Source organism: Streptomyces sp. NPDC059008 (genome assembly GCF_042749045.1).
GTDB lineage: Bacteria > Actinomycetota > Actinomycetes > Streptomycetales > Streptomycetaceae > Streptomyces.
The window spans coordinates 114,458-127,235 of sequence record NZ_JBHYJC010000021.1 but is presented as its reverse complement, the minus strand read 5'-3'; the positions used below and the strand labels follow the sequence as shown (position 1 = coordinate 127,235).

Genomic DNA, 12,778 nt, shown 5'->3' with positions numbered 1-12,778 from the left:
GCCCACCGAAGCACCAGGGAGACCGACCGATGAAGCAGCGCGTCCGCGCCGTCCTGATCACGCCCGACGACACTATGCTCCTGATGAAACGCATCCGCCCAGGCATCGCCCCCTACTGGGTAATCATCGGCGGCGGCGTCGAGGACAGCGACGCCAGCCGTGAGGATGCCCTCCTGCGCGAAATCCGGGAAGAGATCGCCGCCGAAGCCGAAATCGTGTGCCTGCTCCACCAGTTGGAGAACCCCAAGGGCGAAGTCGAGTACTTCTACCTCGCCCGGGTCTCGACCTGGAACTTCGCCGACCGCACCGGCCTCGAGTTCCAGCGAGACGACCGCGGCGAGTACATCCTCGAAGAGATCCCCCTCACCGCGAAGGCCATCGCCGAGGTGAACCTGCTGCCTGAGCAGATCTCCGACGTACTACGCGAGTCTCTCGACCGCAGCTGTGCCATGCCCCCGCTTCAGATGTAGATCACAATCTTTCCGCGTGTGCGTCCGCGCTCGGCGTGCGCGTGGGCGTCGACGATCCGCTCCAGGGGGTAGGTCTGTTCGATACGGGGTGTGTAGCGGCCTTGCCGACCCAGTTTCGCGGCCGCGGACAGGAGGGTGGAGTCGTTCTCCGCGTTGACCACATGCGTGCCCAGGCGCTGCCCGCCTGCGTGGTCGGCGACCGTCGCGACGCGCGTCGGGTCGCCCGTGATCGCGACGAGGTCGTCCAGGGATCCGGAGGCCGCGGTGTCGAGCACGATGTCGACGCCGTGCGGAGCGAGAGCGGAGAGACGCTGCGCGAGGCCGGGGCCGTAGGTGAGGGGAACGGCGCCGAGAGCGGTGAGGAACTCGTGGTTGCGTTCGCTGGCTGTCCCGATCACGGTGGCACCTTGTGCCACAGCAATCTCGACTGCCGCGCTGCCCACACCTCCGGCGGCGCCCTCAACGAGAAGGGTGCGCCCCGCGAGGGAGCCGAGCGCGTTCAGGCCACGCATCGCGGTCACGGACGCGAGACCGGCGCCCGCGGCCTGCTCATCGTTCCACGTGTCGGGGGTGTGGGCCCAGGCCGAGAGGATGACCAGCTCTGCGGTTGCGCCGGTGGCACCGCCCAGCCCGAAGACGCGGTCGCCGATGCTCACCCCCTGTACTCCGTCACCGACTTCGTCGACCACGCCGGCGGCGTCGCGCCCGGGAATGGCGGGCAGCTCCAGGGGAAGCAGCTGGCGCAGGGCGCCGGCGCGCAGCTTCCAATCGATGGGATTGACGCTGGCCGCCGCGACGCGGACACGTATCTCACCAGGTCCGGGGTGGGGCTCGGGGGCCTGCTCGATCACCAGGCTCTCCGCTCCGCCGTATTCATGGAAGCGGGCTGCACGCATAATGTCCTGCCTTACCTCTATAGGTCGAAATGATGGGGTTCATCCGGCACTCGTTACTCTGACGAGGTGCAAATCGGCACGCCGGCTGCCTTCCGGCCGGAGGAGGACGGGTGCGGATCGGTGAGGTTGTCGAGCAGGCAGGCGGCCACCCGTCCCGAAAACCACGATCCTGCCCGTCGTCGGAATACCTGCCGTTGAGTCGATGCTCCGGAAGATATCCAGAAGGTCGGTCACCATCTGGATACCAAGACCGGAGACGGGAGACCCTCGATGACGCAACGGCCACCGCTGCCACCCGACTTGTTCGACGAGCTGTGCCCGTCCTCGCTGCTGCCCTTCCGCTTCGGTGACAAATGGGCACCCCTGGTCCTCCGCTGCCTGGAAGACGGCCCGCGCAGATACTCCGAACTCCGCGTGCCACTGGGCCGCGTCACCCCGAAGGCACTCACCCACTCGCTCCGCGGCTTGGAGCGGAACGGGTTCGTGTCACGCACGGTGCACGCCGACCCGAAACTGCGGGTGGAGTACGCGCTGACACCGCTGGGCCGCAGCACGCTGGAGCCGCTGGCCGCCGCGTGCCGATGGGCCTCCGAGCACTGGGACGAGCTGCTCGACGCCCGCGAGGGCGGCATCTCCTCCATCGGCTGACTCGAACCTGCGTTGGCGCGTGCCGCACCGGACGAGCCGCACCTTTGTGTTGACTCGGGGAATCGCCAACAGTGGCGTCCGCGGCCCAGCCGTAGCCGCCGGTCGGCGGTGGTCTTCCCGGCGTGCAACGACCCGCCCCGGACGACCGATGCGGCGCTCACTCCTCCTGGCCGTCGTCGTCATCGTCGAGGTCGACGGCGTCCGGGTCGCGCAAGGGTCGCAGCCCCTTGACCGGCTGGGAGGCCGTGAAGCTGTAGCGGCAAGGCAGTTGCGGTTCTTGTGCTTGAGCGGGGAGAGCCGGGCGACGTCCTCGTCACTGATCTCGTGGCTCTCGGCGCGGAGCTGGGCGACTGCGGCGTCGATGTAGCGCGTCGTCCACAGGACCACGGCGTCCAGCACGAGACCCAACGAGCCCAACTGATCTTCCATCCCGTCCCGGTATGCCTGGTGGATGGTGCCCTTCTTGCCGTGGCAGATGTCGCGGGCGAGCTTGTGGCCCGGTCTACTCACCCGAGCGCGACACCGGGCCGTGGATCCGGTTCAACCTGCTCGCCTACCACCAGCAGACCCAGCAGGCCCAGCGGGTGCGGCGCCGCGTCGACCGCTCCGGCGACTGCTGGATGCAGCTCATGGAGGCCGCCGACAGCTTCGGGGTGACGGAGCGGCAGATCACCGCGTTGCACGAGGTGGCGATGGTCGGGCGAGTGCGGCGCTCTCGCTATGAGAAGGCCGAAGGCATCAACACGCAGCAGGCCACCCGGGAACTGCAGGCCCTGACCAAGGCGGGGCTGCACCCCGACGCCAACTTGGGCGCCGGGGTGCAGCTCGGTCACTGCATCCAGTGCTGGATCAAGTGCTGGACCCAGGGGGTCAGCAGGGTGATGGCGCTGCCACCGGCGGCGTAGAGGGCCCCGCGGAGGGGCTCCTGCCACATGGGGCGGTGGAGCGGGCCCCAGGGGCGACGCGGGCGCTGCTGCCGCGGGGCCCAGCGCTGGCGCCAGAGGTCACGGCGCCGCTGGTGACGGGCCTGGCGCTTGCCGTTGTCGTCCTCGGGCATGGTGGTAACGTCGTCCACGGATATACCTCCAGTGAAATCGCATGAGATCTGGTCTTTGCGGGTCGTGCTGGTGGTGCATCGCGCAGGGAGGGCCCTCTCGACCAAAGGCCTAGGAAACCGGGTCGAGGATGGGTCCTCTTCGCGTTGTGACGATGGTACCGAGCGAGGGTAGGAATATTTTCTGGGTGCCTGACTTCGCAATGGCCGTTCTGCTCCCCTCTATTGGTTCAGGTTCCTGAGGTGTGGTCAGGCCGTGAAATGGGGCGTGACCAGCAGATTCACCTTGTGGCGTGCGCTGGGTCGCATTTCCCGTTGGGTCTGCACGATGGTGAACAGCCCCGCGAGGGAGCCGATGATGAAGCGCCGAGAAGTGCTCTTCTGCGCCCACCACGATCCGCTCGATGACGGTGTACAGCGTGAGGAACATGGCGTTGATGAGGAAGATGGACAGCGAGCCGGACGCACCGATGGAGAAGAGCATCGAACCCCCTTCCTGAGGGCATGGCGGGGTAGACCCAGCCGAGGTTCCGACTGCGCATGAGCATCGTTGCGTAATCGCGGATGCCGGTCGTTGGGTGCCGTAAGTCGCGCCCAGACCGCTGTGCCGCCTCCTGCACCGCCCCCTGCAACGGCCGCTGTACCGGCCTCTTTGCCGGTGATTTGTTGCTCATCTTCGCTCGCCCGTTCAGCGGCGTCGAGGGCACCCCCCTGCTTACTGGCGCGTAGTTATCGGGAGGGTGAATTGCTGCTGGTGGCAGCCTTGTTGGGGGCTGTGTACCTGTCAGATAGAGGCTCCACGAGAGCCCGTGGTCGTCGGCGCTGGCTCGGTTCTCGCATTGCGCGATTGTGAACAGCCTCAAGAAAGTCGCCGTGGGCGTACAGGATGAGCGCCGAGAAGTCCTTCTCCACCCTGGTGTGCAGAGGGTCGTCGACGAGGACGATGAACGGCCGGCAAGCCTGCCGGGCCTTGGCCGCTTCCTTCGAGGTAAGGGTCACATCACCGCGGTTGAGCGCCTGGACGGCGGCTTCGACGATGATGTCGCGGGCCGGCCGCCTCCCGCGCGCCCTCCTCGCCCTCATTGAGGGCTTCAAGGACTGCGTCGACGATGAGGGGCGCGTTGGGCGTCTGTGGGCATGGCGTCCTGGTCGGGCATGTCACCTGCTTTCATGTCGGGCTGCTAGTGCTCCGGGGGTGCTGGTGCCGATGCGGCCGTTCAGCGAGAAGCCGCCAGCCGAAGCCAGGGGCGCGGTGCCAGCAGTACAACTCGAGGAAGGCCTCCCCTGCTCCCCGCCGGTTAGGGGCCTATCGAGGGTTTCTGACCGCCTCGGCATACAAATGTGCCCGGTCCGCGCGGCTTACCAGGATGCGCCGACCCAGCGCTCCGCCCCGCTTCAGGGCGCGAAGCTTCCGGCGGACTGTGTTGACGCTGCACTTCATGACCCAGGCGGTCTCCTGGACTGTGAGGTATTCAGCGTCGGGGTCGTCCGGTTTCGTCGGCCGGTGATAGATCGCCTTGTCTTGCATGTCCTAGTAACGGCGAGAAAGTGACGTGGTGACGTCCCATGCGAAGCCGGGCGCGGGAGGCGGGCTTCGATGTCACCGTTGCGTCACTCGGCCACGGCGGCAGCGCCGGGGCAGGATGATGTCAGTACAACTCATCCTTGGGGGGATTCATGCGCATCCGCACCATCGTCACCGCCGCCGCCCTGCTGGCCGGGCTCGCCGGCCTGTCCGGCTGTGCCCAGAGCTACGAGGAGCAGACGGAGGACTGCCTGACGGCGCTGAAGGCCCGCGCGGAGGGCGACAAGACGGAGCCGACCGAGTGCGAGGGCATTAAGCGCAAGGACTACCTGACGCTCGTAATGAGCGTCGCCATCGACGACCTGGGCTGGACCGACGAGGACGGCAAGTTCGACAAGAGTCGGATGCTCGAGGACCTGACGAACGGGAACTGAGCCTCGCATTCCCCTGCTTCGCCGTGGCCGCCAGCTGGATAGCCCCTGTCACCTCGGCGGCAGGCCCTCGCCTTGCTGCTGCGCTTGGCGGATGTGTGAAGCCGTCAACCGCGGGCTCCTACCGACGTAGGTGAAGGGGACACGGCGGGCCTGGATTGCTTCGACGACCCAGTTCTCGGTTTTGCCGAGCAGGTCCCGGCCTCTTCCGGGTGTAGCAGCGGAGATTCTCCTCGGCTTGACGGCGGCGATGAGTTCGTTGAGTTGTTCCACGGCGGTCGCGAGGCGTTGGAGGACAGCGTCGTGGGAGAGCGGCATGCCCTCTTCATCGGGTAAGAGCGCCCCCGGCTGAAGCAGGGCTGACGGCGCTGATCGCCGACGGCCTGGACGTGCTGGAGCAGCCGTTCCCAGGGGCCGAAGCGGTCGGGCAGCTTGCGACGCTGGCAGCCGGTGCTGAGCCGGTGGATGATCCCCGGGGGCCCCGCGCATGCTGCACCACTGGGGACAGGTGAACTCGAAACATTGGTCGTTCGTCACCCTCCGTGTATCGGCGCCCAGTTCGGCAACCTGAAGCCGACCGTGACTCCTCGACGCCCGGAGGCGGGAAGGGATCCACACCCCTCTCCAACATCGCGGCGCAGTGCACGCGCCAGGCAATGGCGATGGCGAGGGCCGAATCCGAAGGAGCGCCAGGTGTCCGTCCCGCCCACCGCGGGGTATCTGCGGCCGCCGTTTCAGGGCTGGTCGGGCGGGACCTTCTGTGGGGATGCCGCGGCGGTGCTGCGGCGAGTCGCCGCAGAGTGAGGTGCAGGTCCCTGACCGCAGGGCCGGCCACGGAGCAGCCGCAGTGGTGCTGCGGCGGGGCGCCGCAGAGACAGCCCGCAGGGCCGCCCACGCCCGGTAGTCGCCCGCGCTGCCGCGGTGGTGCTACGGCTCGGCGCCGCAGAGACAGGTCCGCCGTCGCCGTCCTCGGCGAACACGGGGAAGCCACACCGTGCTCCGCTGGGTCGCCTACGCCAGACGTGACTGGGCCGAGTACCTCGCCGTCCGCGCCGAGGAGGTCACCGGCAGCAGATCGCAGCGATCATGAGATCGGTTTCGTGAGGATCCGGGGCGGAGGCGTTGGCACCGGATCGGCGCTCGAGAATATGAACTGAACGAGCAGGTCAACGGGGAGTCAGGAGGCCGTCTACCAGGGCTCGGAGCCCGTCCAGGTAGGTGTCCTCGGCGGTCAGTGGTGACCACTGGTCCGCGACCTGTGCCAAGCGGGGTAGCTCGCTCGGGTCGAGATCGACGAAGACTCGCTCCCGGTAGGTGGGACGGTCGTCGTCTGTGCGCCTCCGGGCCGCTGTCGCCCGGACCACGATCTCTCCGGCGGTGTAGTACCAGATCGCGCGGTAGCCGTGTACTGCCCGCTCGGGGGACAGGCCGCATTCGACGAAGCCGTCGACGATCTGCTCGACGAACCACAGGGCGGATGTGGCCATCAGGTCGTCGGCGGTCAGCACCTCCACGATCCACGGGCAGGCGGCGAGCGCCTCGTGGATCGTGGCAGCGGCGGCGACGATCCGCTCGCGAGGCTGGGCGGGCAGTTCGGGGCGGTGCAGCGTCCGCGTGGCGTAGTCGTCCAGCAATAGGACGAGCAGTTCTTCCTTGTTCCGGACGTGGTGGTAGAGCGCCATCGGCGTACTGCCGATCTCCGTGGCCAGCCGCCGCATGGTCAGCCGGCCCACGCCTTCCGTATCCACGATCCGGCGTGCCGTCTCGACGACCTCCTCGCGGGAGATGCGGGGAGGTCGGCCGAGGGTTTTGCGCGGTGCGGACGATTGCGGCATGCCCTCATCATCCCCCAGGTGTCGACAACGTCGATCCCCTGACGCTACTTTTCTTACATGTACAAAAACTTGCGGGGGCGACCCGGAATGGTGCTGGCAGCTGTGGCTGTCGCCCAGTTCGTCGTCGCCCTGGACTTGTCCGTGGTCAACGTCGCCCTGCCCGCGATCCGCACCGCACTGGGGTTCGCACCGCTCGATCTATCGTGGGTCGTGCATGCCTACGCGCTCACGCTCGGCGGTTTTCTGCTGCTGGGAGGTCGCGCATGTGACCTCTACGGCCGACGACGGCTGTTCGTGCTCGGCTTGGCCGTCTTCGGGCTGTGCTCACTGGCTGGCGGGCTCGCCCAGGCGCCCTGGCAACTGATCGCCGCCCGCGCCGGCCAGGGCCTGGGGGCCGCCGCGGCCACCCCGGCCACGCTGGCGATGCTCACCACGACCTTCCCCGAGGGCCCGCGGCGCGTGCGCGCGCTCGGGGTGTGGAGCGGGGTGAACGCCGCAGGCGGGGCGCTGGGCGTGCTGGCGGGTGGGCTGCTGACCCAGTACGCGGGCTGGCGTTGGGTAATGCTGATCAATCTGCCCATCGTCGCGGTGGCTCTCGCGCTGGTCCGCGCAGGCGTGCCCGCCGAAGCACGCCCCGCCCGGCGCGAGCGGCTGGATGTGCTCGGGGCCGTCCTGGCCACCGGTGGAGTCGGGCTGCTGGTGACCGGTGTCGTGCGCACCGACGCCCAAGGATGGGACTCCTCGGCCACATGGACGATGCTCGTCGCCGCGGCTGTGCTCCTGGCCGCCTTCGTCGTCACCGAATCCAGGGCTCCCGCACCGCTGTTGCGTCTCGGCCTGCTGCGCAGCCGCTGGGTCGCCGGCGCCAACGTGCTGGTCTTCTTCTCCACCGCCGGGCAGTTCGCGGCGTTCTACTTCGTATCCCTGTACATGCAGCAGGTTCTGGACATGAGTGCCGCAGCAACCGGTGCCGCATTTCTGCCCTTCTCAGCAAGCCTGGTCGCGGGCAGCATCGTCGCGACCCGTGTCACCGCGGCACACACCCCCCGTGCGTCACTGGTGCCCGGCGCCCTCCTCGCTGCCGGGGGCCTGGCCTGGTTCGCCTCCATCAGCCCCGACGGCAGCTTCCTCACCGACGTGCTCGGCCCCTGCATCATCACCGGCATCGGCGTCGGACTGGTCATCGCCCCGATCGTCGCCGCCGCAACCACCAGCGTCGCCCCCCAAGAGGCAGGCATGGCCTCCGGCCTGATGAACAGCTCCCGCCAACTCGGCGGCTGCATCGGCCTGGCCGCCCTCGCCACCATCGCCGCACACCGCACCGGCACGGCCACCAACCCTGCCGCGCTCAACGACGGCTACGCCCTGGGCCTGGGCATCGCCGCCGTTCTCTTCGTGATCGCGGCGGTCGTGGCGATCGGAGTGCTGCCCCGCCGCCGGACCGAAACACCTGCGCCACGACCTGCCACCCCCGCAGAGAACCGACTGGAAGGAACGCCGTCATGACGAAGACGCCCCTCTCACCCATCGACCTGTTCTCCGCGGCGCTGCACATCCACCCCGACGGCGACGTCAAAGCTGCCGAACGGCGGATGAAGAGCAACGACTCGGACACCTGGCAGCTCGCGACGTTCCACGTGGAGACCGACGTCGACGTTCACGCCGACCACTGGGAGATGCACCCGCAGGCCGAGGAGGTGGTCTGCTGCCTGACCGGCGGTGTCCGCCTCTACTTCCGTCCCGCCAGGCCCGACGACACCGAGGACATGGTGCAGTTGCAGCCAGGCACCGCCGTGATCGTCCCCCGTGGCCGCTGGCACCGCCTGGAGCTGGACGCCCCCAGTGACCTGATGTCGATCACCCTTCGCCACGGCACCCGCCTCGAAAAACGTACCGACACTCGCTGACAGCGGGGTGGCCCGGCCGAGCTGCCGCCGGGCCACCCCGCGGCAACTGATCCGTCCACCCCGGGTAGAGCCCAGAGCCCCGGCTTCACATAGTCAGGTTCACCAGTCGGGGCGAGCGATATCGGGGAATAGTGCACGGTCGGAATAACCCCCTCCCGCCAGTAGTGCGGGGTCTGCGGTCCGGTTGCTGTCCCGATGCCGAGCCGGCCGCGGACGGCACACCCGGGCGGCATCTGATCCGCGGCCGGCACTACAAGAACGTCACCGACGACGACTGTATGAGGCCAGGACGTTGGTGACGCCTGCGCGTAGTCGCCGGGCTGGGGGTTGGCCTCCGGCTGCACCGTGAGGTCGGTGGTAGTTGTAGTGGATGTTCCAGACATCAAGGGCGTCTCGGCGTTGATCCTCCGAGGCCCAGCGGCGGGCATAGAGGAACTCTTCGGCGATGATTGGGTTGCAGCGCTCCACCTTGCCGTTGTGGCGAGGCGTGTACGGCGTGATGCGCTGGTGTCGTGCCCCGAGCATGGCCCGGGCGAAGGTGCCGGCGCGGTAGCAGGCCCCGTTGTCCGTGACGATGCGCTCGATTCGGACGATGCCGTGCGCTGCGAACCAGGCCCTGGCCCGGTGCAGAAACGCGATGGCGGTGACGGCCTTCTCGTCGGACAGCGCTTCGGTGTGGGCAAGTCGGCTGAAGCCGTCGACGGCGGAGTGCAGGTAGACGTAGCCGCCGCGTGCGCCCTTGTTCTTGCGTCGTTCGACGGTCTTGGCTTGGTGGCTTCCGCGTCCATGGATTCGCCAGCCGCCGCCGTCCGGGATCCGGCCGACCTTCTTCACGTCGATGTGGACCATATGTCCCGGACGGCGAGCGGTGATCTTCCGTGGTTCCCGGTTGGTGTCGCCGCTGGGGTCGATGAATCGGCGCCGGTTCAGGCCGAGGGCGTGCAGATGCCTCGCCACGGTGCGGGGGCTGAGTGAGATCCCTTCAACCTGGAGCTCGAATGCGATCCGGGAGGCGGACCACTTCTCGGCGCGGCGGAGTGCTTCGATTCTGGCGACGACGTCAGAGCTTGTCGCCGTTGGCTGGCGCCGGGGTGTGGAGGAGCGGTCCAGGAGCCCGAGTTCACCATGCTGACGGTAGCGGTTGACCCATTTCGATGCGCAGGCACGGGAGATTCCCATCTCGGCTGCCACGTGGGCGATCCGGCGGTGCCGGCAACGCTGCACGAGCCGGAGTCGTCCCTCGGGGGACAGCGGAGCATTGCGACCGACGACAACGCCGCGAGCGCGGGTGCCAGGCGTCGCGACGCCGCGGAGATCCACCGGACACCCCCCTAGACAAGCGCCTGACTGAGGGCCTGCACGGCTGCCTGCACGCCCCCACCGCGAAGACCCACAGGTGAGAACCAGACCGCCGCCCGGCCCGCCGACTCGAACTCTCAGCCCCGCCAACTCAACCGCTCACTCGCCAGGTGAAGCGCTCGGCCCCACCCGCTCCGCATCAGTCGGCAACTCCCCAGCCTGCGGCGCGCGGGGGCGGGCCCCACGACCCAAGCGACAGCGTTGTACGGCGCTCTGGTGGGCAAACAGCCGACGCGCCCACGAAAACCCCTGCCGTGGCGCGTCGAACCCCCGCCAAAGCCCCGCTCAGGGCGCTTCCTGAGGTTTCCGAGTCCAGCCTCAGCTACCGGACCGCCGCGGCGGAACGCGGGAGGGGTAGCGCTGGCACCACTCGCCGAACGAGGTGATGCCGCTCCGGAAGCCGTATCCACACCGGCTCGATGGGTCGCACGGGACACGGACAACGGTGCGGGCGAGCGGGGCTTCGGGAAGTCGGTCGTCTGGCGCGGGCTGCCAACACCACGCCAACACCCATCCGCACACCCGGCAAGTCGTACAGCGGGGAGCGGACCGACCACTCGGCCCACTCCCCGCTGCCCGCCCCGGCCGCCGACGCCGCGGGCTGCGCAGTGGGCGTCAGGCGGCTGGCGCCAGAGGAGTGCCAGGTGGAGCGAGGGCGGGAGCGCCGGCCGCCGCCGGTCCCGGCACGCCGGGGCGCACCGCGACCGGCACGACGCCTGACCGCCCGCTGTCTGTTCCGCCCGTCAGAACTTCAGCCGTGCCCCCTCCGGCAGTTCGATGCCGAAGTCGGAGTCCAGCACCCGCCGCACCTCGGCCGGGTCCGTCAGCTCCCGCTCCTCGCGCGTACCGTCGGAACGCGTGGTCACCAGGACGCGCCCGGTGAGGGCGAGGTGGGCATCGAGGAGGGTGCGCTGCGCGTAGAGGGTGTGCTGGAAGGGGGAGCGGGGGTTGGTCGCCACATGCCAGTTGATGACCTCGTAGTCACCGGGCTCGAACGGCTCCCGGGTGAAGGCGTACTGGTCGGACCAGGCTTCCCCCTGGAATGCCTGGAGCACCCACAGGTCCTCCAGGCCGTGATGCGGCTCGCGGACCAGACGGTGCCGGCGGCCGCCATCGTGGACCTCCGCGTCGGCCGCCAGCGGGATGGCCTCAAGCAGACCGCCGATGCTGCCGAAACCGACGTCGGCGAGGTACTGCTGTGACGCATCCGGTACGTCCACCAGGAGAAGCATGTGCGTGCGCGGGCGGACGGTGCCTTCCGCGCCGACGCGGACGCGTGCGGTGAGCCGGGTGACGCTGAAGCCGAGCGCTTCGAGGACGGCGGCGAAGAGGGTGTTGTGCTCGTAGCAGTAGCCGCCGCGACGGCTGCGGACCAGTTTTGCCTGGAGGTCGGCCAGCGCGAGGGACGGTGCCGAGCCGAGGAGGGGCTGCACGTTCTCGAACGGGATGCCGCAGACGTGGGCCCGGTGCACCGACCGCAGCACTTCGGCACTCGCCTCGCGCTTCCCTGACCATCCGATACGCGCCAGATAGGCATCGAGGTCGAGCCGAGGTGAGCCGGTCGAGGAGTGGACGGGCGCCGTAGACGTCCCCGGTGCGTGTGTGCGAGCCATGGTGCGACCGTATGCACGGACGATCATGTCCGCGTCGGGCCGGGGGACCAGGCAGCCTGGTCCGTAGGGCCTAGGCCGTGTCCGATGGATTGAGTTTGTCTCACGGTTCGGAGCCCGCCTGCACGAACGCCTATGGCGCAGACTGCCCGGGCGCGAGCGTCGGGTGCCCGGTGCGAGAATCACCACCATGCCCTTCGCACAAGCGGCCGATGGTGCCGCGCTCTACTACGAGGTCCGCGGCGCTGGCGAGCCGCTGATTCTGCTGAGCGGGCAGGCGAACGACCACCGCTGGTGGGACTCGGTGCGGGCCGACTTCGAAGCGGATTTCACCACCGTCGTCATGGATTACCGCGGGACCGGGGCCAGCGACCGGCCCGACACCGACACCTACAGCACGCCGGGGTTCGCCCGCGATGTGGTAGCAGTCCTCGACCACGCCGGGATTGGGCAGGCCCACGTCTATGGCACGTCCATGGGCGGCCGGGTCGCGCAGTGGGTCGCCGCCGACCACCCCGGCCGCGTCGACCGCCTCGTGCTGGGCTGTACCTCCCCCGGAGGGCCGAACGGCGTCGAGCGCGGGCCGGAGGTCCGACGGGCCCTGACGCAGTCCGACGCGGATGCCGCTCGCCGCGCTCTGCGTGAACTCATGTACACGCCCGGCTGGCTCGCCGGGCATGACGGACCGTTCCGCACACTTGGCGACTCGTCGATGCCCGCCCACGCCCGCCGCCGGCATCTGCGGGCCAGTGCCCGCCACGATGCCTGGCACGCACTGCCGCGGATCACCGCGCCGACGCTCGTTGTCCACGGCACCGACGACCTGTTCAACCCCACTGCCAACGCGCCGCTGCTCACCGACCGCATCCCGGACGCGCGGATGCGCCTCATCCCGCGTGCCCGGCACGCCTATTTCGAGGAGTACGCCGACATAGCCACGCCGCTGGTGCTCGCGTTCCTCTCGAAGGGCGGCGACTAAGCACTGTCCGACGGGTCACGAGCGAAGCCAGAGCCGGACCGCGGCTACAGTCACGGTGCCGTGA

General features: G+C 68.8%; 14 protein-coding genes and 1 pseudogene. 7 read left to right on the top strand and 8 right to left on the bottom strand.

Features of this window, described 5'->3' with window-relative positions:
* Window positions 1-29 precede the first annotated feature (29 nt).
* Window positions 30-470, top strand: coding sequence for an NUDIX domain-containing protein (locus tag ACFWZH_RS24330; protein ID WP_384434898.1), 441 nt, complete (start codon window positions 30-32; stop codon window positions 468-470).
* On the opposite strand, the gene ACFWZH_RS24325 is transcribed toward ACFWZH_RS24330, so the two are convergent.
* Window positions 461-1,366, bottom strand: coding sequence for an NADP-dependent oxidoreductase (locus ACFWZH_RS24325; RefSeq protein ID WP_384434895.1), 906 nt, complete (start codon window positions 1,364-1,366; stop codon window positions 461-463). The two genes, ACFWZH_RS24330 and ACFWZH_RS24325, sit on opposite strands and share 10 nt — an antisense overlap.
* 270 nt (window positions 1,367-1,636) lie before the next feature.
* Here ACFWZH_RS24325 and ACFWZH_RS24320 point away from each other — a divergent pair, with 270 nt between their 5' ends.
* A complete protein-coding gene (locus tag ACFWZH_RS24320; protein ID WP_384434892.1) occupies window positions 1,637-2,014 on the top strand; it encodes a winged helix-turn-helix transcriptional regulator in 378 nt (125 codons plus the stop codon).
* A gap of 157 nt (window positions 2,015-2,171) precedes the next feature.
* Here the strand turns inward: ACFWZH_RS24320 and ACFWZH_RS24315 are convergent.
* Window positions 2,172-2,524, bottom strand: a pseudogene (locus ACFWZH_RS24315) (Tn3 family transposase); the annotation flags it as partial.
* Between ACFWZH_RS24315 and ACFWZH_RS24310 the strand changes: the two are divergent.
* The gene (locus ACFWZH_RS24310) at window positions 2,455-2,919 is read left to right on the top strand and encodes a hypothetical protein (RefSeq protein WP_384434956.1); all 465 of its coding nucleotides are present in this window, start codon (window positions 2,455-2,457) and stop codon (window positions 2,917-2,919) included. The pseudogene ACFWZH_RS24315 and the gene ACFWZH_RS24310 sit on opposite strands and share 70 nt — an antisense overlap.
* Here the strand turns inward: ACFWZH_RS24310 and ACFWZH_RS24305 are convergent.
* The 3 genes from ACFWZH_RS24305 to ACFWZH_RS24295 all read right to left on the bottom strand — a co-directional run bounded on the left by ACFWZH_RS24305 (window position 2,844) and on the right by ACFWZH_RS24295 (window position 4,163).
* Window positions 2,844-3,089 (bottom strand): hypothetical protein, encoded by a 246-nt coding sequence (locus ACFWZH_RS24305; RefSeq protein ID WP_384434889.1) that lies wholly within the window; start codon window positions 3,087-3,089, stop codon window positions 2,844-2,846. The genes ACFWZH_RS24310 and ACFWZH_RS24305 overlap by 76 nt on opposite strands.
* A gap of 91 nt (window positions 3,090-3,180) precedes the next feature.
* Window positions 3,181-3,552, bottom strand: coding sequence for a hypothetical protein (locus ACFWZH_RS24300; RefSeq protein WP_384434886.1), 372 nt, complete (start codon window positions 3,550-3,552; stop codon window positions 3,181-3,183).
* 245 nt (window positions 3,553-3,797) lie between these two features.
* Window positions 3,798-4,163 (bottom strand): hypothetical protein, encoded by a 366-nt coding sequence (locus ACFWZH_RS24295; RefSeq protein WP_384434884.1) that lies wholly within the window; start codon window positions 4,161-4,163, stop codon window positions 3,798-3,800.
* Between the two features lie 582 nt (window positions 4,164-4,745).
* Between ACFWZH_RS24295 and ACFWZH_RS24290 the strand changes: the two genes are divergently transcribed.
* Window positions 4,746-5,027 carry a hypothetical protein gene (locus ACFWZH_RS24290; protein WP_384434881.1) on the top strand — a complete coding sequence of 94 codons (282 nt, stop codon included), beginning with the start codon at window positions 4,746-4,748 and terminating at the stop codon, window positions 5,025-5,027.
* Window positions 5,028-6,190: 1,163 nt separating this feature from the next.
* Here the strand turns inward: ACFWZH_RS24290 and ACFWZH_RS24285 are convergent.
* Window positions 6,191-6,859, bottom strand: coding sequence for a TetR/AcrR family transcriptional regulator (locus ACFWZH_RS24285; RefSeq protein ID WP_384434879.1), 669 nt, complete (start codon window positions 6,857-6,859; stop codon window positions 6,191-6,193).
* 87 nt (window positions 6,860-6,946) lie between these two features.
* Between ACFWZH_RS24285 and ACFWZH_RS24280 the strand changes: the two genes are divergently transcribed.
* Window positions 6,947-8,365: an MFS transporter gene (locus ACFWZH_RS24280; RefSeq protein ID WP_384434953.1), complete on the top strand. Its 1,419-nt coding sequence runs from the start codon at window positions 6,947-6,949 to the stop codon at window positions 8,363-8,365.
* Window positions 8,362-8,766: a cupin gene (locus ACFWZH_RS24275; protein ID WP_384434876.1), complete on the top strand. Its 405-nt coding sequence runs from the start codon at window positions 8,362-8,364 to the stop codon at window positions 8,764-8,766. Before ACFWZH_RS24280 ends, ACFWZH_RS24275 begins: the two co-directional genes overlap by 4 nt.
* Window positions 8,767-9,027: 261 nt before the next feature.
* Here the strand turns inward: ACFWZH_RS24275 and ACFWZH_RS24270 are convergent, their stop codons facing one another.
* Together ACFWZH_RS24270 and ACFWZH_RS24265 are read right to left on the bottom strand one after the other, a co-directional pair.
* Entirely contained in the window at window positions 9,028-10,086 is a 1,059-nt protein-coding gene (locus ACFWZH_RS24270; protein WP_384434873.1) for an IS481 family transposase, read from the bottom strand.
* 782 nt (window positions 10,087-10,868) lie between these two features.
* Complete coding sequence (locus tag ACFWZH_RS24265; protein WP_384434870.1) at window positions 10,869-11,738, bottom strand: arylamine N-acetyltransferase; 870 nt, start codon at window positions 11,736-11,738, stop codon at window positions 10,869-10,871.
* Window positions 11,739-11,925: 187 nt separating this feature from the next.
* On the opposite strand from ACFWZH_RS24265, the gene ACFWZH_RS24260 reads away from it, so the two are divergent.
* Entirely contained in the window at window positions 11,926-12,714 is a 789-nt protein-coding gene (locus tag ACFWZH_RS24260) for an alpha/beta fold hydrolase (protein WP_384434868.1), read from the top strand.
* The last annotated feature ends 64 nt before the right edge of the window (window positions 12,715-12,778 follow it).

Excerpts from the sequence above, each read along its gene's own strand:
- ACFWZH_RS24330 (WP_384434898.1), top strand. The coding sequence starts at position 30 with ATGAAGCAGCGCGTCCGCGCCGTCCTGATCACGCCCGACGACACTATG.
- ACFWZH_RS24325 (WP_384434895.1), bottom strand. The coding sequence starts at position 1,366 with ATGCGTGCAGCCCGCTTCCATGAATACGGCGGAGCGGAGAGCCTGGTG.
- ACFWZH_RS24320 (WP_384434892.1), top strand. The coding sequence starts at position 1,637 with ATGACGCAACGGCCACCGCTGCCACCCGACTTGTTCGACGAGCTGTGC.
- ACFWZH_RS24310 (WP_384434956.1), top strand. The coding sequence starts at position 2,455 with ATGCCTGGTGGATGGTGCCCTTCTTGCCGTGGCAGATGTCGCGGGCGA.
- ACFWZH_RS24300 (WP_384434886.1), bottom strand. The coding sequence starts at position 3,552 with ATGCTCTTCTCCATCGGTGCGTCCGGCTCGCTGTCCATCTTCCTCATC.
- ACFWZH_RS24290 (WP_384434881.1), top strand. The coding sequence starts at position 4,746 with ATGCGCATCCGCACCATCGTCACCGCCGCCGCCCTGCTGGCCGGGCTC.
- ACFWZH_RS24285 (WP_384434879.1), bottom strand. The coding sequence starts at position 6,859 with ATGCCGCAATCGTCCGCACCGCGCAAAACCCTCGGCCGACCTCCCCGC.
- ACFWZH_RS24280 (WP_384434953.1), top strand. The coding sequence starts at position 6,947 with ATGGTGCTGGCAGCTGTGGCTGTCGCCCAGTTCGTCGTCGCCCTGGAC.
- ACFWZH_RS24275 (WP_384434876.1), top strand. The coding sequence starts at position 8,362 with ATGACGAAGACGCCCCTCTCACCCATCGACCTGTTCTCCGCGGCGCTG.
- ACFWZH_RS24265 (WP_384434870.1), bottom strand. The coding sequence starts at position 11,738 with ATGGCTCGCACACACGCACCGGGGACGTCTACGGCGCCCGTCCACTCC.
- ACFWZH_RS24260 (WP_384434868.1), top strand. The coding sequence starts at position 11,926 with ATGCCCTTCGCACAAGCGGCCGATGGTGCCGCGCTCTACTACGAGGTC.